Origin of the sequence: Rhizobium sp. R339 (assembly GCF_002211395.1) — a bacterium.
Lineage (GTDB): Bacteria > Pseudomonadota > Alphaproteobacteria > Rhizobiales > Rhizobiaceae > Rhizobium.
The window spans coordinates 164,983-188,869 of the sequence record NZ_LOKV01000023.1 but is presented as its reverse complement, the minus strand read 5'-3'; the positions used below and the strand labels follow the sequence as shown (position 1 = coordinate 188,869).

General features: G+C 62.1%; 25 protein-coding genes and 1 pseudogene. 8 read left to right on the top strand and 18 right to left on the bottom strand.

Annotated elements, in window-relative coordinates; translation table 11 throughout:
* Positions 1-4: 4 nt before the first annotated feature.
* The gene (locus tag ATY76_RS20125) at positions 5-355 is read right to left on the bottom strand and encodes a MarR family winged helix-turn-helix transcriptional regulator (protein WP_088676486.1); all 351 of its coding nucleotides are present in this window, start codon (positions 353-355) and stop codon (positions 5-7) included.
* A gap of 211 nt (positions 356-566) precedes the next feature.
* On the bottom strand, positions 567-1,958 hold the full coding sequence (locus ATY76_RS20115; RefSeq protein ID WP_088676484.1) for a M17 family metallopeptidase: 1,392 nt from the start codon (positions 1,956-1,958) through the stop codon (positions 567-569).
* A 143-nt stretch (positions 1,959-2,101) separates the two neighbouring features.
* Between ATY76_RS20115 and ATY76_RS20110 the strand changes: the two genes are divergently transcribed.
* Positions 2,102-2,938, top strand: a complete 837-nt coding sequence (locus tag ATY76_RS20110) for a tetratricopeptide repeat protein (protein ID WP_088676483.1) — start codon at positions 2,102-2,104, stop codon at positions 2,936-2,938.
* Between the two features lie 7 nt (positions 2,939-2,945).
* Here ATY76_RS20110 and ATY76_RS20105 read toward each other — a convergent pair.
* The 10 genes and pseudogenes from ATY76_RS20105 to ATY76_RS20060 form a co-directional block, all read right to left on the bottom strand.
* Positions 2,946-3,577 (bottom strand): annotated as a pseudogene (locus ATY76_RS20105) (LysE family translocator).
* A 125-nt stretch (positions 3,578-3,702) separates the two neighbouring features.
* A complete protein-coding gene (locus tag ATY76_RS20100; protein WP_088676482.1) occupies positions 3,703-4,689 on the bottom strand; it encodes a type II secretion system F family protein in 987 nt (328 codons plus the stop codon).
* A 15-nt stretch (positions 4,690-4,704) separates the two neighbouring features.
* Positions 4,705-5,712, bottom strand: a complete 1,008-nt coding sequence (locus ATY76_RS20095) for a type II secretion system F family protein (protein ID WP_088676481.1) — start codon at positions 5,710-5,712, stop codon at positions 4,705-4,707.
* Between the two features lie 4 nt (positions 5,713-5,716).
* Complete coding sequence (locus ATY76_RS20090; protein WP_088676480.1) at positions 5,717-7,192, bottom strand: CpaF family protein; 1,476 nt, start codon at positions 7,190-7,192, stop codon at positions 5,717-5,719.
* A 22-nt stretch (positions 7,193-7,214) separates the two neighbouring features.
* Complete coding sequence (locus tag ATY76_RS20085) at positions 7,215-8,492, bottom strand: CpaE family protein (RefSeq protein WP_088676479.1); 1,278 nt, start codon at positions 8,490-8,492, stop codon at positions 7,215-7,217.
* A 14-nt stretch (positions 8,493-8,506) separates the two neighbouring features.
* Positions 8,507-9,265, bottom strand: coding sequence for a CpaD family pilus assembly protein (locus ATY76_RS20080; protein WP_088676478.1), 759 nt, complete (start codon positions 9,263-9,265; stop codon positions 8,507-8,509).
* Positions 9,262-10,752: a type II and III secretion system protein family protein gene (locus ATY76_RS20075; protein WP_088676477.1), complete on the bottom strand. Its 1,491-nt coding sequence runs from the start codon at positions 10,750-10,752 to the stop codon at positions 9,262-9,264. Before ATY76_RS20075 ends, ATY76_RS20080 begins: the two co-directional genes overlap by 4 nt.
* 12 nt (positions 10,753-10,764) lie before the next feature.
* Positions 10,765-11,580 (bottom strand): Flp pilus assembly protein CpaB, encoded by an 816-nt coding sequence (cpaB, locus tag ATY76_RS20070; RefSeq protein WP_088676476.1) that lies wholly within the window; start codon positions 11,578-11,580, stop codon positions 10,765-10,767.
* 110 nt (positions 11,581-11,690) lie between these two features.
* Positions 11,691-12,203: a prepilin peptidase gene (locus ATY76_RS20065; protein ID WP_088676475.1), complete on the bottom strand. Its 513-nt coding sequence runs from the start codon at positions 12,201-12,203 to the stop codon at positions 11,691-11,693.
* A gap of 124 nt (positions 12,204-12,327) precedes the next feature.
* Positions 12,328-12,516 (bottom strand): Flp family type IVb pilin, encoded by a 189-nt coding sequence (locus tag ATY76_RS20060; RefSeq protein WP_088676474.1) that lies wholly within the window; start codon positions 12,514-12,516, stop codon positions 12,328-12,330.
* Between the two features lie 390 nt (positions 12,517-12,906).
* On the opposite strand from ATY76_RS20060, the gene ATY76_RS20055 reads away from it, so the two are divergent.
* The 7 genes from ATY76_RS20055 (at position 12,907) to ATY76_RS20025 (ending at position 18,401) form a co-directional block, all read left to right on the top strand.
* Complete coding sequence (locus tag ATY76_RS20055; protein ID WP_088676473.1) at positions 12,907-13,314, top strand: pilus assembly protein N-terminal domain-containing protein; 408 nt, start codon at positions 12,907-12,909, stop codon at positions 13,312-13,314.
* Positions 13,315-13,429: 115 nt separating this feature from the next.
* Positions 13,430-14,065: a TadE/TadG family type IV pilus assembly protein gene (locus ATY76_RS20050; protein ID WP_088676472.1), complete on the top strand. Its 636-nt coding sequence runs from the start codon at positions 13,430-13,432 to the stop codon at positions 14,063-14,065.
* Positions 14,065-14,646: a TadE/TadG family type IV pilus assembly protein gene (locus ATY76_RS20045; RefSeq protein ID WP_088676471.1), complete on the top strand. Its 582-nt coding sequence runs from the start codon at positions 14,065-14,067 to the stop codon at positions 14,644-14,646. The genes ATY76_RS20050 and ATY76_RS20045 overlap by 1 nt, the downstream gene beginning before the upstream one ends.
* A gap of 113 nt (positions 14,647-14,759) precedes the next feature.
* Positions 14,760-15,980: a phosphopentomutase gene (locus tag ATY76_RS20040; RefSeq protein WP_088676470.1), complete on the top strand. Its 1,221-nt coding sequence runs from the start codon at positions 14,760-14,762 to the stop codon at positions 15,978-15,980.
* Positions 15,977-16,945, top strand: coding sequence for an adenosine deaminase (locus tag ATY76_RS20035; RefSeq protein ID WP_088676469.1), 969 nt, complete (start codon positions 15,977-15,979; stop codon positions 16,943-16,945). Before ATY76_RS20040 ends, ATY76_RS20035 begins: the two co-directional genes overlap by 4 nt.
* Positions 16,946-17,075: 130 nt before the next feature.
* Positions 17,076-17,705 carry a uracil phosphoribosyltransferase gene (upp, locus tag ATY76_RS20030; protein WP_004674949.1) on the top strand — a complete coding sequence of 210 codons (630 nt, stop codon included), beginning with the start codon at positions 17,076-17,078 and terminating at the stop codon, positions 17,703-17,705.
* 126 nt (positions 17,706-17,831) lie between these two features.
* The gene (locus tag ATY76_RS20025) at positions 17,832-18,401 is read left to right on the top strand and encodes a TIGR02281 family clan AA aspartic protease (protein WP_088676468.1); all 570 of its coding nucleotides are present in this window, start codon (positions 17,832-17,834) and stop codon (positions 18,399-18,401) included.
* 6 nt (positions 18,402-18,407) lie between these two features.
* Here the strand turns inward: ATY76_RS20025 and deoA are convergent, their stop codons facing one another.
* The 6 genes from deoA to ATY76_RS19995 form a co-directional block, all read right to left on the bottom strand.
* Positions 18,408-19,715, bottom strand: coding sequence for a thymidine phosphorylase (gene deoA, locus ATY76_RS20020; RefSeq protein WP_088676467.1), 1,308 nt, complete (start codon positions 19,713-19,715; stop codon positions 18,408-18,410).
* Position 19,716: 1 nt separating this feature from the next.
* Positions 19,717-20,493, bottom strand: coding sequence for a deoxyribose-phosphate aldolase (deoC, locus tag ATY76_RS20015; RefSeq protein WP_088676466.1), 777 nt, complete (start codon positions 20,491-20,493; stop codon positions 19,717-19,719).
* 115 nt (positions 20,494-20,608) lie between these two features.
* Entirely contained in the window at positions 20,609-21,409 is an 801-nt protein-coding gene (locus tag ATY76_RS20010) for a purine-nucleoside phosphorylase (protein ID WP_088676465.1), read from the bottom strand.
* Positions 21,406-21,795, bottom strand: coding sequence for a cytidine deaminase (locus ATY76_RS20005; protein WP_088676464.1), 390 nt, complete (start codon positions 21,793-21,795; stop codon positions 21,406-21,408). Before ATY76_RS20005 ends, ATY76_RS20010 begins: the two co-directional genes overlap by 4 nt.
* Positions 21,796-21,797: 2 nt before the next feature.
* Entirely contained in the window at positions 21,798-22,769 is a 972-nt protein-coding gene (locus ATY76_RS20000) for an ABC transporter permease (protein ID WP_088676463.1), read from the bottom strand.
* 11 nt (positions 22,770-22,780) lie between these two features.
* On the bottom strand, positions 22,781-23,884 hold the full coding sequence (locus ATY76_RS19995) for an ABC transporter permease (RefSeq protein ID WP_088676462.1): 1,104 nt from the start codon (positions 23,882-23,884) through the stop codon (positions 22,781-22,783).
* Between the last annotated feature and the right edge of the window lie 3 nt (positions 23,885-23,887).

Genomic DNA, 23,887 nt, shown 5'->3' with positions numbered 1-23,887 from the left:
CCTCTCAGATCGGCAGCCTGCGACCCTGATCGCGGACGAGATCGCCAAGCTTTTCCAGATAAAGCGCGCCGCCGACGGTGCGCTTGATGATCACATTACGCCGGTCGGCATCGTCGCGCACGCGATCGACCAGGCCCATCTCGCCCATGGTATCGAGCGCGCGGGTAATGACCGGCTTGGTGACACCGAGCGTGGCGGCAAGCCCGCGTACCGTGTGCGGCGGCGGCACCAGATAAATATGCAGCAGGATCGCCATCTGGCGCAACGTCAAATCGCGGTCATCGTGGCGCACCTGATCGAGCGCCACGCCATGCCAAAGCCCCAGGGCCTGCGAGGCGGTCAGTTCGATCGGCACGGCCCCTCCGGAAAATCGTTACGCTAGCGTTCCATTTTCCGGCAGTTGCCATACACATGCAAGGGGCGGCAGAAACTGCCGCCCCTTAGGGTGAATAAAATTTTAACGATCGGCCTAAAGCGCATCGCGATCTCTCGCTCCCGGCGCTTTAGGTCCTTGTCTTTGAGCGTGTCGTTGCCGCAAAACCGCTGCACACTTCTGCGCGACATGCTCATCTTGCCGTCTGGCGAATATGGTGGAAAAGCGCGCGTATTGCCTGCGCCTCGCCGCCGCCCGGTGAGTGCGGCCGCTCGGACTGGGCCCAGCCGTAAATATCGAAATGCGCCCAGCTCTTCGTCTTGCTGACGAAACGCTTGAGGAAGAGCGCCGCCGTAATCGCCCCCGCCATGCCGCCGGCCGGGGCGTTTGTCAGGTCGGCGAATTTGGTGCGGATATCCTTTTCGTAGCCGGCATAAAGCGGCAGGCGCCAGATCGGATCGTCGGTTTCGAGGCTGGCCTCGGTCAGGTCATGCGCCAGATTGGCGTCGTCGGTGAAAAAGGGCGGCAGATCCGGACCGAGCGCGACGCGGGCAGCTCCCGTTAGCGTCGCCATATCAATCAGCAGGTCGGGTTCCTCCTCGTCGGCATAGGCGAGCGCATCTGCAAGAATCAGCCGGCCTTCGGCATCGGTATTGTCGATCTGGACGGTCAGCCCCTTGCGGCTGCGGTAGATGTCGCCGGGACGGAAGGCATTGGACGAGATCGCATTTTCGACGACCGGGATGATGACGCGCAGATCGACCTTCAGTTTGGCGTCCATGATCATCAGGGCAAGGCCCATGACATTGGCGGCGCCGCCCATGTCCTTCTTCATCAGCAGCATGGAGGCGGCTGGCTTGATGTCGAGGCCGCCGGTATCGAAGCAGACGCCCTTGCCGACGAGCGTCACCTTGCGATGGCCCTTCTTGCCCCAGCGCAGCTCAAGGAGGCGCGGCGCATCGGCGCTGGCGCGGCCGACGGTGTGGACCAGCGGGAAATTCTGCTCGAGCAGCTCGTCGCCCGATATGACCGACATCTCCGCCTTGTAATGCTGGGCCAGCCCACGGAACGCGGCTTCGAGCTGTTCCGGCCCCATATCGTTGGTCGGGGTGTTGATGAGGTCGCGGGCGAGAAAGACGCCGGCGAGCTGGCGTTTGATATCGGCGGCGTCGGCATCCCGGGGAATCATCAGCGTCGCCGCCGTCGATTTTTCGGATTTATAGCGGTCGAAACGATAGCTGCCGAGGCCGAAGCCGAGGGCCAGACGATTTGCCGTCAGCGGCGCGGTCTCGATGTGCCAGTCGCCGGCCGGCAGCGCGCGCGCAAGCCTGCCGGTGATGTATGGCAGTTCGGACGGATTGGTGCCGAGACCGTAAAGCGCGCCGCCAAGATGGCCTTCGGCCGTCGGGATCAGCAGCAGCGATCCGCTTTCGGCCTTGAACCCTGCCTTTTTCGCCCAGTCGAGCGCGATCGGATCGATCGTGCCGGTTTCGATATGGGCGGGGGTGACGGCAAAGATCGGCAGCGTCGAACCGCCCTTCGTGTTGAAGGGGGTCGGTCTCTCGATAAACTGATAGGGGGCCATGATTGTCCTTCGGCGGTCGTCAGGAATCACTCCTTAACGGTCTGTTAGGGTTAACAGACTATTGCTGGAGTGAAGATTGCGTCAAACCTTTCCCTGTTCCGCGTTCGAGGTCAGGCGCCGATTTTGGAATCCGGGAACGCGTCATGCCTGCCTCGCTCACCACCACATTCACCAATCGTATCCTGCAAGGTGCTGCGGCATCGCTGGTCATCCTGGCGCTTGCCGGTTGCTCGACGACCAAGGACCGGATGACGACGGGTTCGGTGCCGAAGATTACAAAGCCGGTCGAAGAGATGGACGCGACCGAGCTGCGCTCGGCGACGGACCGGATCGGCCAGGCCTATGAGAAGAACCCGCGCGATCCCGTCAACGGCGTCAACTATGCCAATCTCTTACGCATGAACGGGCGCGATGCCCAGGCGCTCGCCGTCATGCAGCAGGTGGCAATCGCCAATCCCGGCGACCGCAATGTGCTGGCCGCCTACGGCAAGGCGCAGGCCGCCGCCGGCCAGTTCGAGCAGGCGCTCAACACGATCGGCCGCGCCCAGACGCCCGACCGCCCGGACTGGCGGCTGATCTCGGCCGAAGGCGCGATCCTCGACCAGATGGGCAAGGCAACAGACGCCAGGAAACGCTACCGCGACGCGCTCGACATCCAGCCGAACGAACCTTCGATTCTTTCCAATCTCGGCATGTCCTATGTGCTGACCGGCGACCTGCGCACGGCCGAAACCTATCTACGGTCCGCCGCCAGCCAGCCGACAGCCGACAGCCGCGTCAGGCAGAACCTCGCCCTCGTCGTCGGCCTGCAGGGACGCTTCCCTGAGGCCGAGCAGATCGCGCGGCGCGAACTTTCGCCGCAGCAGGCCGATGCCAATGTCGCCTATCTCAGAAGCATGCTCTCGCAGCAAAACTCCTGGCAGAAGCTCGCCGCCAAGGACAAAACTCCGGGCGCGGCGGATGGCGGCAATACCAACTAAACAATGTTTAGCGGACGCTGAGGCCTGAAAGAATGAGACGCAGGCCAAGGCCGCCCATGACGGCGCCGGCGGCCCGGTCGATCCAGCCCTTGGCAGCCAGATAGAGCCGCCGCGGGTGGCGGGCCGAAAAGGCGAGCTCCACGATCGAATACCACCCCGCCTCCACCGCAAAGACGCCGAGCGGCAGCGCGACGACCAGATCGAGCGGCACGTCCCTCGGCAGCAGTGCCGCAAAAAGGCTGGCGTAGACGATGATGGTCTTCGGGTTGCTGAGCTGCGTCAGCAATGCGGTCGTGAAGCTGCGCAGAGGGGCGCGGCGGCCATTGACGGCGTCGGAAACCTCGAGCGGTTCGCCCGCACCCTTCCAGATATTGACCGCGATATAGACAAGATAGGCGCCGCCCGCGACCTTGAGCAGCACATAGAGCCATTCGAACTGCGACAGCAGCGCGTCAGACCGGCGAGCGCCAGCGCGGCAAAAACGACGCCGCCGGCGCCCATGCCCAATGCGGCCGCAAGCCCATCCAGTCTTGAACGGGAGATGGCAATCCGGGAGACGACGACAAAGCTTGGGCCGGGGCTCATCGCACCGACGATCAAGGCTGCCATGATGCTGATGAAAACACCTGCGGAAGACATCGAAACCTCTCTTTCGAGACCGGATGGAAGCCGGGCGTCGAAATACATTCCCTGTTTATCAGCTATGCCAGCGCCGGTCACGCAGTCTGGGTCTTCGATGTCGCGGTGCGGCGCCGGAATAACCGTCAGAACCTGTCGGCCACCTGGATGCCGGCCGGGCCGAGAATGACGGCGATCAGCACCGGCAGGAAGAACAGGATCATCGGCACCGTCAGTTTCGGCGGCAGCGCGGCCGCCTTCTTTTCCGCTTCGTTCATCCGTTCGTCGCGGCCTTCCTGAGCGAGAACGCGCAGAGCCTGCGCGATGGGGGTGCCGTAACGGTCCGCCTGGATCAGGGCCTGGGTCACCGACCGCACCAGCTCGAGCTGCGTGCGCGTGGCGAGATTTTCGAGCGCCACGCGGCGATCGGGCAGGAAAGAGAGCTCGGCCGTGGTCAGTACCATCTCCTCGGCGAGCGGCGGCGACTGCTCCCCGAGTTCTTCGGACACGCGGCGCATCGCCGCCTCGATCGAGATGCCGGATTCGACGCAGATCAGCATCAGGTCCAGCGCATCCGGCCAGGCGCGCTTGATCGAGTGCTGGCGCTTGGTCACGCTGTTCGAAATATAGATATTCGGCGCGTAGAATCCGAGATATCCGATACCGATGACGGCCAGTAAGCGCATGGGCATGCCGCGATCGGCAAGCCCGCCGAGACCGAAGACCCAGAAGGCGGCAAGCGCCAGGAAAAGGAAAGGCAGCAGGAAACGCGCCGCAAGGAAGGTATTCAGAGCATTTTCCGAACGGAAGCCGGCGGACTTGAGCTTGTTGACCGTATTTTCGTCGACGAGCGCCTTGCGCAGGTTGAAGCGCTCGACGATCTGGCGGACCGGGCGGCTGTTCTGTGTCCTCAACGACGCCTTGCTGGCGCCGGGTTCCGCGTTCATGCGGGCACGTTCGCGGGCACGGATCTGTTCGCGCTCGGTCGACACGGCCTTCATGCGCTTGTTGAGATCGCCACGCTCGAAGAATGGAATGGCGATCGTATAAAATGTGGCGAAAACGGCGATCGCGACGAAGACGGCAATCAGCATGCTCGGATTGGTCAACGTTGCGGCAAGGTCCTGCGACATGGTGCTTCCTTCCCGCTAAATGTCAAAATTGACCATGTTGCGCATGACGAAAATGCCGATCGACATCCAGATCGCGGAGACGCCCATGATGAAATGGCCGCGCGGATCGGTGAAAAGAACCATCATGTAATTCGGCGAGGTGAGGTAGACGAGGGTCGCGACGATGAAAGGCAGAGCGCCGATGATAACGGCCGATGCCTTGGCTTCCATGGAGAGCGCCGAAACCTTGGCCTTCATCTTCCGGCGATCACGCAAAACCTTCGAGAGATTGCCGATCGCTTCCGAGAGATTACCGCCGGCCTGCGACTGAATGGCGATGACGATGGCGAAGAAGTTGACTTCCTGGAGCGGCATCTGGTTCGTCATACGGGCGCAGGCGTCAGGAATGCTCAATCCCACCTGCTGCGCCTCGATGACGCGGCGGAACTCGCTCTTGACCGGCTCTACGCCTTCGGTCGCGATGAGACGGATCGCATCGTTGAGGGGCAGGCCCGATTTGATCGAACGGGTGATGACGTCGAGCGCGTTGGGGAATTCGTTGAGGAACTTGTTCTGGCGGCGCTTGATGAGGAAACCGACGATCCAGCGCGGCAGACCGAGCCCGGCGACGACGGCGATGCCGACCAAGATCATCCATGACGCACCGACGATGAAAGCCATGAGCAGCAGCACCGAGGCGAAGACGGCGCTGAAGAGATAGAACTGCGTCAGCGTGATCGACAAGCCGGCCTGCACCAGCCGGGATTTCAGCGACAGCGTCTTCTTGGTCTTTTCGTTCTGGCGCTTTTCCAGATCTTTCAGATTGTCCTGCACCGATTTGCGGCGCTTCGACAATTCCTGCACGCGGTCGCGGGCAGCCTTGACTTTGACCCGGTCGACCTCAGCCGATTTGACGCGATTGATACGGCTTGCCGATTTCTTGTCGGCCTCGATCCGGGAAAACATCAGGGCATAGGCGACCGCCGCCGCGGAAACTGCGGCGAGCACGACGATTGCCAGGACTATCGGATCGAAGCCGAACATCACCCTAATCCTTGGTTTTCGCTTCCATTGCGTCGAGGGCGGCGGCAAGGCGCTTTTCTTCGTTGAAGTAACGCGCCCGATCCCAGAAATGCGGCTTACCGACGCCGGTGGACATGTGCCGGCCGATCAGCCGGCCGCCCGCATCCTCGCCTTCGATCTCGTAGCGCATCAGGTCCTGGGTGATGATGACGTCGCCTTCCATGCCGATCACCTCGGTGATCTGGGTGATGCGGCGCGAGCCGTCACGAAGGCGCGCCGCCTGAATGATGACGTCGACCGAGGTGGAGATGATCTCGCGCACCGTCTTTGCCGGCAGCGTGAAGCCTCCCATGGCGATCATGGATTCGATACGGCTCAGGCATTCGCGCGGGGTGTTGGCGTGGATCGTGCCCATCGAGCCGTCGTGGCCGGTGTTCATCGCCTGCAGCAGGTCGAAAACCTCGGGTCCGCGGACTTCGCCGACGATGATACGTTCGGGACGCATACGCAGGCAGTTCTTGACGAGATCGCGCATGGTGATCTCGCCCTCGCCTTCGATGTTCGGCGGGCGCGTTTCGAGACGTACGACATGCGGCTGCTGCAGCTGCAGTTCGGCCGTGTCCTCGCAGGTGATGACGCGCTCGTCCCTGTCGATGTAATTCGTGAGGCAGTTCAGCAGCGTCGTCTTGCCCGAGCCCGTGCCGCCCGAGATGATGACGTTGCAGCGCACGCGCCCGATGATCTGCAGTACGGTCGCGCCTTCCGGGGTGATCGCGCCGAAGCGGACGAGCTGATCGAGCGTCAGCTTGTCCTTCTTGAATTTACGGATCGTCAGCGCCGGCCCGTCGATCGACAGCGGCGGCGCGATGACGTTGACGCGCGAACCATCGGGCAGGCGGGCGTCGCAGATCGGGCTCGATTCGTCGACACGGCGGCCGACCTGGCTGACGATGCGCTGGCAGATGGAGAGAAGCTGCGCATTGTCGCGGAAGCGGATTTCCGATTCGATCGTCTTGCCGCCGACTTCGATGAAGGTCTGGCCGGCGCCGTTGACCATGATGTCGGCGATGTCGTCGCGCGCCAGCAAGGGCTCCAGCGGGCCGTAACCCAGGACGTCGTTACAGATATCCTCGAGCAGCTCTTCCTGCTCGGAGATCGACATCGCGAAATTCTTTATGGTGATGATGTCGTTGACGATGTCGCGAATTTCCTCGCGCGCGCTTTCGCCGTCGAGCTTGGAAAGCTGCGAGAGATCGATCGTGTCGATCAGCGCGGAAAAGACCTGCGCCTTGGTATCGTAATATTCGTCGGTGCGAACCGGACGCTTGCGCTGCGGCGCCTGCATCGGCGGCGGCGTCACCTGCTGGCGCGCGGGTTCGCGCGACGGTTCGACGAGGACGGCAGGAGAGGAAGCCGCGGGAGCGGCGGCCGGAGCCGGCGGCGGAGGAGCGATCGTGCCTCCGGCCTTTCCGAAACCTTCGTTTCCGCGTTTTCCAAACATGCCGCTTCTTCTTTCTATTCGTCTACTTGCGCTTCAGGAGGCCAAGCAGGCCGCCCTTCTTCGCCTTCCTGATCGCGACGCGGCCGGTGACGATATGCGATATCTGCGAAAAGGTTTCCGCCGTCGGCGACTTGGGATCGACCTCGGAAATCATCCGGCCGCTGTTGGCGGCATTGCCGAAGAGGTTGATGTCGAAGGGAATGATGGCGATTGGGTCGATCTCCAGCGGCTCGCAGAAGTCCGACGGCGAAATCTCCGGACGCTTCGGCATGCCGACCTGATTGAGGACCAGATGCGGCGGCTTATCGTTCGGCCGCATCTTGCGCAGCGCATCCAGCATGTTTTTGGCGTTGCGCAGGTTGGCGAGGTCGGGCACTGCGCAGAGAACCACCTCGTCGACGCTCGACAGCACAGAACGGGTCCATTCCGACCATGCATGCGGAACGTCGAGCACGGTGACCGGCGCGCTGCGCTGCAGGACGTCGAGCACTGGTTGGAAGGCCTGGCCGTCGAAATCATAGGCGCGGTCGAGCAGCGAGGGCGCCGCGAGCAGGGACAGATGCTCGGAGCACTTCGTCAGCAGGCGATCGAGGAAGACTTCGTCGAGACGATCGGGCGCGTAGACCGCTTCGGCGATACCCTGCGCCGGATCCTGGTCGAAGTCGATGTTCGCCGTGCCGTAAGGCAGGTCTAGATCGGCGAGGATCGTCTCGGTGGAGAAGAGATTGGAAATGCCGAAAGCGCAATTATGCGCCACGGTCGAGGCGCCGGTGCCGCCCTTCGAGCCGATGAAGGCGATGCTGCGGCCGAGCGGCTCGGCCTCCGGATCGACGAAAATCGACGCCATTGCCGTCAGGATGTCCGGCATGGCGACCGGCTGGACCATATATTCGGAAATGCCGTTGCGGATGAGTTCGCGATAGAGGCCGATGTCATTGTAATAGCCGACGATCACGACCTTGGTGGTGGGGTCGCAGACGGCGGCGAGCGGCGCGAGTTCGCCGAGCAGGCTTCCGGAATTGGCCTTGGTCTCCAGGATGATCAGGTTCGGCGTTGGGGCGCCTGAAAACATGTTGGCGGCAGCGGCGATGCCGCCGCTGGTGATGCGCAAGCTGACCTTCGCCATACGCCGGTCATTGGCGCAGCGCTCCATGACATGCTGCAGCGCTTCGCTCTCGCAGAAAGCATGGACGGAAATGCGCGGCAGCGGCCGCATGTTTTCCAGATCCGCCATGCGCACAGCCTCCTCGGCGTGGCGAAGCTCGCTCGGGTTCCTGATTTCGTATTCGATCGCGCTCATCGTCCCGTTCCGCCTCAGAATCCGCTGCTGCTGTCGCCGACGTCTTCGATCGTCGATGTCGTCGTCCGATATTCCTGGATGGCGTTGTTGCGCCGCTGAGCATCGATCGGCGTCATGCCGCGAGGCGCAATCAGATCTTCCGGATTGGCAATCTGGGCGGCGAGGTTGTTCTGCGAGGCGCAGCCGAAATTATAGTAATTCTGATTGGTGAAATCGTCGGAGATATCCTTGGGCCACTGGCCGCATTGCGTGGTGACCGCAGTCGTGCCGGTAAAGCTCAGACGGATCGGCGCCGCATCGCCGGCACCGGCGGCAGTATAGGAGGTATTGACGATCTTCGAGCTTGCGATCCCTCTTGCCGCCAGCTCGGCGCGGACCTGATTGCGCAGCTGGTAGGCGGCTGCCGAATTGGGCGAGCCTTGCGGCGACATGACGTAAACCGGGCCTGACGCACGCGAGATATAGTTTGCGGCGAAGCCGCGGATGAGATCGCGCTGGGCGATGGTCAGCCGGCGGTCGGTCGATGCGACGGGAATATCCACCGTCTGCTCGGCTTCCGTGACGATGATCGGATGGCGGGCGCGATAGTCGTCAGGAATGCCGCCGGTCGTCAGCTGGTCGTGCGGGCCGGCGCATCCGGAAAGGACGGCCGCCGAAACGAGGGCCGTGGCAAGAAGCGCCTTGGAGATTCCGAGGCGGGGTGTCGTCGAATTCTTATGGGCCATCGCCTGATCTCTGTTCTGTGCCATTGCTGCCGATCGCACTCCGCTCATTTGTAGATGAACCCGATCGAGCCGTGGAACTGCGCGTCGGCGACAGGCGCCTCGCGGCGGCCATAGACCTTGTTCACACGGTTGAGGAAGAAGGTTGCACCGTCGTTCTCGGGGCTGAAATTATCGTCCGGCCGGTTGAGCTGGTTGCGCGCCACCGGGCGCACCAGATAGGGCGTCGCGATGATGACGAGCTCGGTTTCCTGACGCTCGAAGCCCTTCTGGCGGAAGAGCGTGCCAAGCAGCGGGATCTTCGAGACGCCGGGCGTGCCGCCCATGGTCTGGGAAACGTTGTCGCGGATGAGACCGGCGAGCGCGATCGAGCCGCCCGAGGGCAGTTCCACCGAGGTCTCCGCCGAACGGCGCTGATAGGTGGCGTTGCCGCTGCCGGCCACGGGTTCGGAAACATTGGTCTTGATTTCAAGAGCAATGCGTCCCGACGACAGGACGACCGGCTTGAAGGCGAGGTTGATGCCGTAGTTGAAGGGAACAACGGTGACATTGCCGTCGCTGTCGGTCGTCGAATAGAGCTGCTGGCCGCCGGAATTGAAGGTCGCGGCCTGGCCCGATATCGCCGTCAGCGTCGGTTCGGCGAGCGTCTTGACGACTTTCGCCTGTTCGAGCGCGTTGAGGTAGGTAGAGATGTCATATTTGCCGATCGAACTTTTGAAGAGGGCCGCCAGGCCGCCACCGACGGTCGCCGTCGCGCTGTCGGCGGAAGGCGTGCCGAGCTGCGCGACCGTCATGCCGGAGGAATTGGAGACGAGATTGTCGAAGCCGAGCTGCTTCAGGACCTCGCGGCGAACCTCGGCGATCGTCACCTTGAGGGTGACCTGGTCTTCGCCCTGGATCTGCAGCAGGTTGACGACCTGCGAGGACTGGCGGCCTTCGGCAAAGAGCGCCACCGAGCTGTCGCCGCCGGTGCCGGATGCCGTCTCGGTTCTCGTCGTCGCTTCGCCGCCCTTCAGGAAGACCTGGGCCAGATCGGCCGCCTGCGTCGCATCCTGCGGCGTGCGTACCGTGCCGGTGAGCACGATGTTGTCGGAGACGATTTCGACATTGATTTTGGAGTCTGGAATGAAGCGGCGGAGGTTGACTTCGAGGCCGGAAACGTCGCGCTCGATCTCGATGTCGAGATTGACGATCTCCTGCCCGTCGCTGCCGAAGACGAAGATATTCGTCTGACCGACCTTTTTGCCGAACAGATAAATCCGCCGCGAGGTGCGGGTCACCGCGTCAGCCATGGTCGGATCGGAGACGAGGATGTCGTGCGCATCCTCCGGCAGATCAACGACGACAGCCTTGTTCAGCCCGAGCTTCAGCCGGCGATGGGCATTGGGGCCGGTCTGCGAGATGCGGACCAGGCTATCGGAATCGGCCAACGCCCCGCCGATACCGAGAAGCGGCACCGGCGCCACGCCTGAGACGCCGATTGCCAGCGAGATGCAGCCTGTCAGGAGAAGCTTGGCGCGCCGTGTTGAATTGCCCATTTGCACGTCCTCTTACTCCGCCTTCGGCGCGCTGCCGGCATCCGTGACGATGGTGCCCGACTTGATGACCTGGATGATCGCACTGCCGTTATCGCCGCTCAGCAGATAATCCGCCGCACTGGTATCCTGCTCCTGCGCATCGGCGACCGAGCGCAGCGCAAGCGACAGCCGGTCCGCCATCTGCTGGGCGACGGCGAGCACCTTCGTTTGATCCGGGGTCAGTTCCAGCGTCGCGGTCGTGCCGACCACCGCCTTCGAGCCATCCTCATTTTCCTGGATCTGCTGGTCGATGGCGAGAACCCGGACATTGCTCAGCACGGTTTCGGTGATCAGCTTGTTGGCCTCGGCGCCCTTGCGGACCATGATGACGTCAACGCGGTCGTTCGGCAGGATGAAACCGCCGGCGCCCGTCGCCACCGATATCTCGGTCGCCACCGCGCGCTTGCCGGCCGGCAGCAGCGAGGACAGGATGCGGCTGTTGGAATCTGCGACCTTTTCCGGCCGGATCGGTTCGCCTTCGAAGATCGGCAGACGCACGACGGCGCCCTGCAGATCCTTGATCGCGTCCGGCTTTTCGGCTTCCGTGATCAGCCCCTGGACGACGCCGTCCTGCGGCCAGGCCATCCAATGGACCGCCTTCTCGTCCAGCCTCGCGCCGACCGGCAGGGTGCGGCTCGAGACGAGGACGTTGACAGTCGGTTCCTTCTCGACGACCGACTGCACCTGGGTGACGACGTCAGGGTTACCCGCCATTTGCATCGCAAGGAAACCGGCAAGACCGGCTGCCACCACGGCAACACCTAGAATTATAACGCGGGCCGGTTTCATCGGTCATTCCTCAGGGCACGATATGTTCGCCCTGCAGAATGCTCAGGAATTGGTATAATTATGGTTAATGGAACACTTACATTTTAAGTTAACGGGCATTTAAAATGCCGTTATTTCAGGCTTTCGAGCGCGGCCAGGAAAAGCGGCGAGGACGGGAAGGCCATAAAGCCGCCGATCGCAATGGCGATGCCGTAGGGGATCTTCTTGGCGAGCAGGACCGAGTTCGGCACCGGCAGGCCGATGGCAAGGATGGTGTCCGACTGCGCTCTCACCGCCAGGATGAGCAAGGTGACGAGACCACCGACCGCGGCGACATCGGTCATGAAGAAAAGCAGGGATTCGTTCAGCCCGAACCATAGCGCGGTGGCGCTCAACAGCTTGGCGTCTCCGCCGCCCATCACATTGAAGGCAAAAAGAGCAAAGCAGGCGGTAAAGACGATGGCGCCTCCGGCAAGATGCATGCCGATCGCCTGCAGGCCAAGACCGGACAGCGGCGCGAGAACGATAAAGGAGGCGATCAGGATCAGGGAAATGCGGTTCGGGATCGTCATGGTGAACAGATCCGAAAACGCCGCCATGGCGAGGCAGAGTGGCAGTATCACGAAAACTGAAGCTGCGATCATGCGTTTACCCGATCATAGCAAGACACGAAAAGGCTCACGGCCGTTCAGCCTGTGAGCCCGCTCGAAAGTTCGGCCGAAGCAAATCCGGCCGATATCATCCGTACGCCGCGTGGCGGTAACCAGATCAGCCGCCGCTTGCGGTTTCAGCGGTCGTCATTTTGGTGCTCAGACCGTTGAACGTGTTGCCGATCTTGCCGCCGAGGGTCGTGGCGCCAGCAATGAGGGCGACAGAAATGAGAGCTGCGATCAGGCCGTATTCGATTGCGGTCGCGCCGGATTCGTCCTTCAGAAAACGGCTAAAAAGCTTGGTCATGGTTACTCCTAACTCCAGTTGATGTTCAGCACGTCCGCCAACTGTTGCCGTTGATCGGATGACTGCAACCTAGCGAATGGGCGTTTCCATCCGCTTAAAGAAGAGCGTTAACAACCTGTGAATGAGACAACAGGCCCTTGTAGGGTAAGCGTTTTCTTACTCGATTCTCTAAATATCTACTTATATTCCAAAGGATGCTGCACGGCTGAGGCTGCGATCATCCCGGAATAGAACGAGCAGCGTGTCTCGTTATGACAACTGGCGATTGCGTCCGTTTCAAAGCGAGCCACTGCGCTTCATTCCAGAACATAGAATAAATGGCTTAAGGCTTCGTTCACCATTTTTTCCCATTCTATGTGTCATTGCGCTGTGATCGTGAAAGAGGACCAGATGTCATCGAGCGGCAAAATTATATTCTTTGCCGGCATGGCCGCCGTTTTCGGTATTTCCGGCATTTGTGCGGCCGCGGACGATGACATGCTGCGTGTCTATATGGATCACGCGCGCGTCTTGAAGCTCGATCGCCCGGTCAGCAAGGTGATCGTCGGCAACGCCAAAGTCGCCGATGCGACCGTGGCCGACGCCAAGACCATCGTGCTGACGGGACGCAGCTTCGGCACCACCAATCTGGTCCTGCTCGATGCCGACGGCAATGCGATCTTGGACGAGCGCATTCTGGTATCGATCGACGAGGGCAATACGGTGCGCGTCTACCGGCAGACAGAGCGCTCGGTGCTTTCCTGCACGCCGAACTGCGAGCAGCATGCGCAGCAGGCCACGACCGCCACCTCGCCCTGATCGGCTAGCCCCGTCTTCTTCGGCCATTTGTTAAAATCGTCGTATCAGGCTGAAACGGAAAATCAACGAACGACCCTTAGTGTGACGGCTGGAAAATCTCGCATGGGTCCAGGCAATGACGGTCACTGATCAGAAGACGGATAAGCAGCGCGCCTTCGCGCCGTTCCGTCTTTCGCGATTGCGCTCGCTTGCCCGCTCGCGCGACGGCGCGGCGGCGATCGAATTCGCGCTGCTCGCCATTCCCTACTTCATGGTGATCTTCGCGATCCTCGAAACCTTCGTCGCCTTCGCCGCCGAGGAACTCGTCTCCAACGCTGTCGACACGATGGGCCGGCGGATGAGAACCGGCCAGATCACCTACAATCTCGGCCGCACGACCGATATGAGCCAGACGCAGTTCCGTCAGGCTTTCTGCAACGAGATCTCGATCCTGATCAGATGCTCGGCGACCGAGGTCGCTACACCGAGCAAACTGTACCTGGATGTGCAGACGTTCAGCACGTTTTCGGCTATCCCGACGACGGTCCCTAAGCTCTCCACTGACAAATATGCAGACATCAACGCGGCGGCTTTCAAATATACGCCGGGCGGCGCCGGCACCATCAATATGCTGCGCGCCTACTATCGCTGGGAAATCATTACGGACCTGGTGCGGCCTTACATCACGACGATACGGCCGTCCAACGGCTCGATGCCGACGCAATATCTGATCGTCGCGACCACGGCCTTCCAGAACGAGCAGTATCCATAATGGCGTTGCGCAACCCGTTCACCAGGCTTGTATCGACGGCGCGGCGGCTGGCACGGGAGCGCAAGGGCGCCGGCGCGATCGAATTCGCGATCCTGTTTCCCGTGCTCATCATGCTTTATATCGGTGCTTTCGAGATTACGATCGGCCTCAGCGTCAGCAAGCGCGTGACCCGCGCCGCAGGAACGATCGCCGATATCGTCACCCAGCAGCAATCCGTCACGAAGAGCACGCTGGCGCAGATGCCGTCGGTCGCTACCGCAATGTTCGTCCCCTACAACACCACGTCGCTGAAGCTGAAGATCACCGGAATTACCATCGACGCCGGCGCCAACGCCAAAGTGCTGTGGTCCTGGGCGCAGGACGGGACGGTGCCCTATGCCAAGAACGCCACCGTGGCCGATGTGCCGGCGGACATGAAGACGGCGAACAGCTTCCTGGTCCGCACCGAACTCAGCATCCCCTACACGATGTTCCTATTCGCGCCGAACTTCATGCCGGACGGCATAAGGACGATCACCATCAGCCGGAGTTATTTCTATCGCCAGCGGCAGGGAGACTCGATCCCCTGCGGCGACTGCTGACCGACTTTCACCTCTTTCACGAATTTGCCAAGCCGATCGCGGCATTATATGCCTGAGCCTGGGCCACCCCCTGCAGTCTCAGGGGCCGGCGATCGGTTTTTCGGGTTTTTAAAATGGCGCGTGCCTTTCTTTTCGTTCTGGATTCCTTCGGCGTCGGCGGCGCGCCGGATGCGGCAGCCTATGGCGACGAGGGCGCCGATACACTCGGCCATATCGCCGAGTTCTGCGCAGCCGGAGCCGGGGATCGCGCCGGTCTGCGCAGCGGGCCGCTTTGCCTGCCGAATATGTCCGAGCTCGGGCTGATGCATATCGCGCGGGCCGCGTCCGGCCAGTTTCCGGCCGGCATGCCTCTGCCGGAAAAGATCTACGGCGTTTACGGAGCCGCCACCGAAATCTCCCGCGGCAAGGACACGCCCTCAGGCCATTGGGAGATCGCGGGAACCCCGGTCAATTTCGACTGGGGTTATTTCCCGACGGAAGGCGATGCCTTTCCGCCGGAGCTTATCGAGGCATTGTGCAGGGACGCGGATGTGCCCGGCATTCTCGGCAACTGCCATGCCTCGGGAACCGAGATCATCGCCCGTCTCGGCGAGGAGCATATCCGCACCGGCAAGCCGATCTGCTACACTTCCTCGGACTCGGTCTTCCAGGTCGCGGCGCATGAGGGACATTTCGGCCTCGATCGGCTGCTCGCCTTCTGCCGCGTCGCCCGCGGGTTGCTCGATCCCTACAATATCGGCCGCGTCATCGCCCGGCCCTTCATCGGCCAATTTGCTTCGACCTTCCAGCGCACCGGAAACCGGCGCGACTTCTCCGTGCTGCCGCCGGAGCCGACGCTGCTCGACCGGCTTGTCGAGCACAACAGGCGCGTGCATGCCGTGGGAAAGATCGGCGATATCTTCGCCCATCAGGGCATATCGAGGGTCATCAAGGCGACTGGCAACGAGGCGCTGATGGATGCGTCGCTGTCGGCGATCGACGAGGCCGAGGACGGCGATCTCGTCTTCACCAATTTCGTCGATTTCGACATGAATTACGGCCATCGCCGCGACGTGCCGGGTTATGCCGCGGCGCTGGAAGCTTTCGATGCCCGCCTGCCCGAAGTCCATAAGAGGTTGAAGCCGGGCGATCTCGTCGTGCTCACCGCCGATCATGGCTGCGATCCGACCTGGCGCGGCACGGACCATACGCGCGAGCGCGTGCCTGTTATCGCCTATGGCCCCGGCATAAGGTCGCGTTCGATCGGCGTGCGCCGCACCTATGCCGATATCGGCGAAAGTATTGCGCGGCATCTCGGCATTCCCGCCGGGCCGCATGGAAGGGGTTTTCTGTGACATCACATTTGAAGAAGGCCGAGCTGCACTGCCATCTGGAGGGTGCGGCACCGCCAGCTTTGACCGAGGCGCAGGCGCGGAAATACGGCATCGACATTAGCGGGCAGCTTCGCGACGGCGCCTATGTCTGGCATGATTTCGCAAGTTTCCTCGAATGCTACGACAAGGTTTCGGAGGTCTACAAGACCGAGGAGGACTATGCGCTCCTGACCGAAACCTATCTCGACGAACTGGCCGCCATCAACACGATTTACAGCGAGCTCATCGTGTCACCCGATCACGGCAAGCGCATCGGGCTCGGCGCCGATGCCTATATCTCGGGTGTCTGCGAAGGCATCCGGCGCGCTCGGGAAAAGAGCGGCATCGAGACCCGGCTGATCGTCACCGGCGAGCGACATTTCGGCCCGGAGAGCGTGATCGGCGCCGCCGAATATGCTGCCAAGGCCGGCAATCCCTTGATCACAGGCTTCAACCTTGCCGGCGAAGAGCGCATGGGCCGCGTCGCCGACTATATCAGGGCCTTCGATATCGCCCGCGATGCCGGCCTGGGACTTACCATCCACGCTGGCGAGGTCTGCGGCGCGTTCAGCGTCGCAGACGCGCTCGATGCCGTGCGTCCCGCGCGCATCGGCCATGGCGTGCGTGCCATCGAGGATCTCGATCTGGTGAAGCGGCTTGCCGATCTCGGCACCGTGCTCGAGGTCTGCCCCGGCTCAAATATCGCGCTGCGGGTCTTTCCCGATTTCGCTTCGCATCCGCTGCGCCGGCTGAAGGAAGCGGGGGTGCAGGTGACGATCAGCTCCGATGATCCGCCTTTCTTCCATACGTCGCTCGAGCGGGAATATGCGCTTGCCGCCGAAGCTTTCGGCTTCGGCGATGCGGAGATCGACGCCATGACGCGCACCGCAATCGAAGCGGCTTTCGTCGACGACGAGACGCGGAAGGCTTTGCTTTCTCGCCTTTGAGGGCTAGAGCTTCCCTGACCGGGAAAGGTTCCGGAGGTTGGGGAAGATTGGCGCAAATTCGGCTCCGCTCTTGCGGTTGAGCCAATTTCCGTGAAAGAAACATTCGATAGAAAGAATGAAAGGCTTCCCCATGGACGGCGTCACGGTCATCGATCACCCGCTTGTGCAGCACAAACTCACCATCATGCGGCGCAAGGAGACATCGACGGGAAGTTTCCGGCGCCTGCTGCGCGAAATCTCCACGCTGCTCTGTTACGAGGTGACCCGAGATCTCGAGCTGACGATGGAAACGATCGAGACGCCGCTGCAGACGATCGAGTCTCCGATCCTGGAAGGCAAGAAGCTGGTCTTCGCCTCGATCTTGCGCGCCGGCAACGGTCTGCTTGAAGGCATGCTCGATCTCGTGCCTTCCGCCCGCGTCTCCCACATCGGCGTCTATCGCGATCACGAGACCCTGCAGCCGGTCGAATATTATTTCAAGGCGCCGGAAGATGTGGCCGAGCGCCTGATCATCGTCGTCGATCCGATGCTTGCGACCGGCAACTCCTCGATCGCGGCGATCGACAAGCTCAAGGAGCGCGGCGCTCACAACATCCGCTTCCTCTGCCTGCTTGCCGCCCCGGAAGGCATCCGCAATTTCCGCGCGGCGCATCCCGACGTACCCGTCTTCACCGCGGCGATCGACAGCCACCTCAACGAGAAGGGCTATATCGTGCCCGGCCTCGGCGATGCCGGCGACCGCATGTACGGCACCAAGTAATTTCAGCCTTCCTTTACCAAATCGAAAGACTTTCAAGGCCCGGCGGTTCGCCCGGGCCTTTTTCCTGTCGATATTAGCAACTTGTCAGCACTTCAGGCTTAGCAGTCTGGAAGCATGAGGCCCCGCATGAAGCGGGGTTTATACAGGAAGGATTTCTGTTTCATGCTCGTGCGTACCGCCATATTCGCCAGCATCGCCGCGGTGCTCGCCACACAGGTGCCGTCCTTCTTCACAGGCACCGGCCAGTCGCCCGCCGACACTCTTTCCGCCAATTACATCTCGACCGAAAGCGAGAAGCCCGCAGCCTCCGCACCCGTCTCCGGCAGCAATGTGATCCGCATGCGGGCGGATGCGCAGGGTCACTACACCGGCAGCTTCAAGATCAACGGCAAGCCGGTGCAAGGCCTGATCGATACCGGCGCCACCTATGTCGCGCTCAACGAGACGCTCGCGCGCCGGCTGGGCTTCACAGCCAACCAGCTCGATTTCCGCTATGGCGTGAACACCGCGAACGGCCAGACCAAGGCTGCGCATGTGACGCTCGACCGGATCGAAATCGGCGGCATCCGCGTCCGCGATGTCGAAGCCTTCGTCCTCAAGGATGAAGCGCTGACGACGACGCTGGTCGGCATGAGCTTCCTGCAGAAGCTCGCCTCCTATTCCGTGGCCGACGGCTCGCTCAGCCTCAAGCAATAGACTGCGTCAGATAAGGCCCGCAATGACCGGGCTCAGCGCCGGCTCGTGCTCAGCAATGATGTAGTGCGCGGCAAGCGCTGCGGCTGCCCTCTCGGCCGCGGCTTCGTCGGCGGCGTGAACGAGAGCGATCGGCTCGCCGGCAGTCACGCGGGTGCCGAGCGGCAGAAGCTCGGAGAAGCCAACGCGGTGATCGATCCGGTCGGCGGGATGGCGTCTTCCGCCGCCAAGATCGATGACGCTGACACCGATGCCGCGAGCGTCGCAGGCGGCAAGCCAGCCGGACCGGGCGGCCATGACAGGCTTTTCCACTGGCGCTCGGGCCAGGTATTTGTCGGGGTTCTCGACAAGATCGGCCGGGCCGCCGAGCATGGATACCATGCGTGCAAAAACCTCCGCCGCCTTTCCCGACGACAGCGCCTGGCGCGCCATCGCCTCACCTTCCTCAGGCAAAGCGGCAATGCCCGATTTCACCAGCATCTCGGCGGCGAAGGCAAGAACAACGGCTTCGAGCCGCGTATTCCCTTTCCTGTCCGCCAGGAAATCCAGGCAGTTGCGCAACTCGACGGCGTTGCCGGCGCTGTCGGCGAGCGGCTCGTTCATGTCGGTGATCAGCGCCGAGGTTTTCACGCCTGCGCCATTCGCCACGTCGACCAACGAACGCGCCAGGTCCTCCGCCTGATCGCGCTCAGCCATGAAAGCGCCGTTGCCGACCTTGACATCGAGCACCAGCGTCTGAAGGCCGGCGGCGAGTTTCTTGGAGAGGATGGAGGCGGTGATCAGGGGAATGGAATCGACGGTGGCGGTCACGTCGCGCACGGCATAGAGCCTGCCGTCGGCAGGCGCCAAGGCGCCGGTCTGGCCGATGATGGCGCATCCCGCCTCTTTCACCACCCTGCGGAACAGATCCGCATCCGGGGTAATCGTATAGCCTGGAATGGATTCGAGCTTATCCAGCGTGCCGCCCGTGTGGCCGAGGCCGCGTCCCGATATCATCGGAACGGCGAGGCCGCAGGCGGCGGCGATCGGCGCCAGCATCAGCGAAACATTGTCGCCGACGCCTCCAGTCGAATGTTTGTCGGCGACCGGGCGATCGATGTCGGCCCATTCCAGCCTGTCGCCGGAGTTGGCCATCGCCAGCGTCAAGGCCACGATTTCGGCCCGCGACATGCCCTTGAACCAGACGGCCATGGCAAAGGCGCCGATCTGACCTTCCGACAGTTGCCCGGCGGCAAGCGCGGCGATGAAGGAGCTGATATCGTTAGAGGCGAGCTCCTCGCCGTTGCGCTTGCGCCGAATGATCTCCTGCGGGATCATTTCAATAGCTCGATGCCGCAGCGGATACCGACTGCGCCCCACCGAGAACCGCCAGAATATCATCGAGCAGACCGGAGGCGCCGAAACGGAAGGTCGACGGCATCGCCCAATCCGGTGTCATGATGGTCTCGGCAAGGCTGAGATAGAGCGCCGCATCGGCTACCGAGCCGATGCCGCCGGCCGGCTTGAAGCCGACCTTGCGGCCGCTCTCACGAATGGCGCGGATCATGATGTCGGCGGCTTCGAGCGTCGCGTTGACAGCGACCTTGCCGGTGGAAGTCTTGATGAAATCGGCGCCAGCTTCGATGGCGAGTTCGGAGGCACGGCGGATCAATGCCGCATCCTTCAGCTCGCCGGTCTCGATGATGACCTTGAGGAGAACCGGACCGGCGCATTCGGCACGAACGGCCCTGACCATGTCGGTCACCGCCTTCTCATTGCCTGATATGAATTTGCGGTAGGGAATGACCAGATCGATTTCATCGGCGCCATCGGCGATCGCTTCGCGTGTTTCGGCGGCGACATCGGCGACTTCCATATCGCCGGAAGGGAAGTTGACGACGGTCGCGATCCGCACCGCATGGCCCGTGCCGAGAATATTGCGGGCATGGGCGACGAAACGCGGCCAGATGCAGATCGCGGCGCTGTTGCCATAGGGCGTCTGCGCACGGGCGCAGAGCGCGTCGATCTGGGCTTCGGTGCAATCGTCCTTCAGATTGGTGAGATCGAGAAGGGAAAGGGCGACGGCTGCCGTCTCCCGGATGGAATGGCTATTCATTTTCGCTTCCTCTAGAGCATGAGGCCGAATAGTGTGGAGCGGTTTTCGGACGACATCATGCTCTCACTCTTGAATGTAGAACAGGATTCGGATTTTAGGCCGACCCGGCCTAAAATCATCCTGTTCCGGCCGCAAGCATGTCTTTCAGTATGGCGGCAAGACGGGCGCCGCCGATTGGCGCCATGTCCTTGGTTTCTTCGTGGCTGAGCTCATTGCCGGTCATGCCTGCCCCATAGTTGGTGATAACGGAGGCGGCCGCAACCCTCAGGCCCAGCATTCTTGCGATGATGACCTCGGGCACCGTCGACATGCCGACGGCATCGGCGCCAAGGATGCGCGCCATGCGGATTTCGGCCGGCGTTTCGAAGCTCGGGCCGGAGAACCACATGTAAACACCCTGGGCCAGCTCGATCTTGAGCTTTGCCGCAGCCTTCTGCATCGCGGCGGCCAGACCGGCATCATAAGCATTGGTCATGCCGACGAAGCGATGATCGCTTTCTTCGCCGATCAGCGGGTTCATGCCGGAATAGTTGATATGATCGGTGATCTGCATCACCGAACCGGGCGGCATGTCGTCACGCAGCGACCCTGCCGAATTGGTCAGGATCAATGCCTCGACGCCGAGCGCCTTCAAGACCTCGATCGGCAGCCGCATGGCATTGGCATCGCCCTTCTCATAGTAGTGGACGCGGCCGGAGAGCATGACCACAGGCACGCCGCCGAGGCGGCCGGCGACGACTTCGCCGGCATGGCCCGACACGGCGCTGACGGGAAAGCCCGGCAGGTCGCGATAGGGAATACGCACGGCGCCTTCCAGCTGCCCAACGAGGGCACCGAGGCCGGAGCCGAGCACGATGCCGTGGCGCGGCTTGATGGTGCCGAGCAATGCGGCAAGCAGATCGACCGTCGCCCTCATCCGAGTTCGGTCTCGAAGCTGAAGGGAAGAAGCTCTTCCATGGTCATGGTCTTCTGCACGCCCGCCTCGTCGCAGAGATAGATCCTGGTATCCTTGGAGGCGAATTCGGAGATCTTCTGCCGACAGCCGCCGCAAGGCGGGCAGAGCGGGAGTTTCTCGGCAATGACGGCCATTTCGACGATTTGTTTGGCGCCGCCCATGATCATGGCGCTGATCGCCGTCGGCTCGGCGCACCACCCTTGCGGAAAGGACAGGTTCTCGATGTTGGCGCCGGTATAGACCTTGCCGTCCTCGGCGCGGATCGCCGCGCCGACGGGAAATTTCGAATAAGGCGCATGGGCAAAGGCCATTGCCCCGCGGGCGGCTTCGAACAGGTCGTGGGACATGATCAACGCTCCTTCGTATAAGGCACTCCGCCGGCCTTCGGCGGGATCGCGACGCCGATGAAGCCGGCAAGCAGGACGCAGGTCAGGATATAGGGCAGCGCCTGGAAGACCTGGACCGGCACCTCGCCGATCAGCGGCACCTGCTTGCCCTGCATGAAGTTCGCCAACGCATCGAGGAAGCCGAAGAGCAGGCAGGCGAACATGACCGGCACCGGCTTCCACTTGGCGAAGACCAGAGCGGCGAGCGCGATATAGCCCTTGCCGGCCGACATGTCCTTGATGAAGGCGGCGGACTGGGCGATCGCGAGATAAGTGCCGGCAAAGCCGCAGAGGATGCCGGCGCACATGACGGCGCGGTAGCGCAGCCAGGTGACCGAGATGCCAGCCGTATCGACCGCGCCCGGGTTTTCGCCGACGGCGCGCATCCTGAGGCCGAAGCGCGTGCGGTAAAGCACCCACCAGGAAAAGGGCACGGCGAGAAAGGCGAGATAGGTGAGGATATTGTTGCCCGATATGACGTTGGCGTAGAGCGGGCCGATGATCGGGATGTCGCGGGCGGCATCGGCGCCCGGCAGGATGATCGGCGCGAAGCGCGCATCCGGCGGCAGTTGCGGCGTGCGCCCGCCCTGGCCGAACCAGGCCTGGCCGAGCACGATGGTGATACCGGCGATGAAGAAGTTGATGGCGACACCCGACACGATCTGGTTGCCGCGGTTGGTGATCGAGGCAAAGCCATGCACCAGACTGAGCGCCACCGAGCAGACGATGCCGGCGCCGAGACCAAGCCAGGCCGAGCCGGTGAGATAGGCCACGCAGGCGGCGGCGAAGGCCGAGCCCAGCATCTTGCCCTCGAGACCGATATCGAAGATGCCCGCACGCTCGGAAAACAGGCCTGCGAGCGCTGTAAAGATCAGCGGGATGGAGAGCCGTACCGTCGAGCTCAGGACATTGATGAAGATGTCATAATAATCCATCGTCCGCTCCTTCAGGCTCGCTTGAACTGTTGATAGACGCGCACCATCGCCGGCCGGAACATATATTCCAGCGCGCCGGCGAACAGGATCACCAGACCTTGGATGACGAGGATCATTTCGCGGGTGATGTTCGGCATTTCGAAGGAGATCCAGTCGCCGCCCTGATAAAGGACGCCGAAAAGGACTGCGGCGAAGATGATGCCGAGCGGATGATTGCGGCCCATCAGCGATACGGCGATACCGACGAAACCGGCGCCGCCGACGAACTCCACCTGCAGGCGGGCGGAAGAGCCCATGACCGGGTTCAGCGCCATCATGCCGGCGAGCGCACCGGACAGCAGCATGGCGATGATGACGATCCGCGCATAGGGAATGCCGGCATAGGCTGCCGCCGTCGAACTCACGCCCAGCGTTCGCATCTCGAAGCCAAGCTTGGTGCGCCAGATGAGGATCCAGACAAACCAGGCGGCAAAAAGGGCGATGATGAAGGAGACGTTGAAGGGTGCGGCACCCAGCTTACTGCCGAAGATGCTCATGACCCAGCCAAGCTTCGGCAACTGCCCGCCCTCGAGGAAGGTGCGGGTTTCCGGCGCCATCTTGCCCGGCACGATCAGCACGTGCACCAGCAGGTACACCATGAGAGCGGCGGCGATGTAGTTGAACATGATCGTCGTGATGACGATATGGCTGCCGCGCTTGGCCTGAAGGAACGCGGGAATGAAGGCCCAGGCTGCACCAAAGAGACCAGCGCCTATGACGGCGATCGGCATCGTCACATACCACGGCACATAGCGATCGAGCGCCAGCGCCACGAGCGCGCAGCCGAGGCCGCCAATATAGGCCTGACCTTCCGAGCCGATGTTGAAAAGGCCGGCATGGATGGCAACCGCGACGGAAAGGCCGGTGAAGATGAAACTCGTCGCGTAATAGAGCGTGAATCCTATGCCTTCGCCGCTGCCGAACGCGCCTTCGAGCAGCAGCGACAGCGCATCGAGCGGGCTCTCGCCGATCAGCCAGACGACGAAGCCCGATATCAGGAAAGCGACGAGGAGGTTCAACAGCGGGATCAGGCCGTAACTGATCCAGTTGGGCAATGGAACTGATGCAGTGCTCATAAA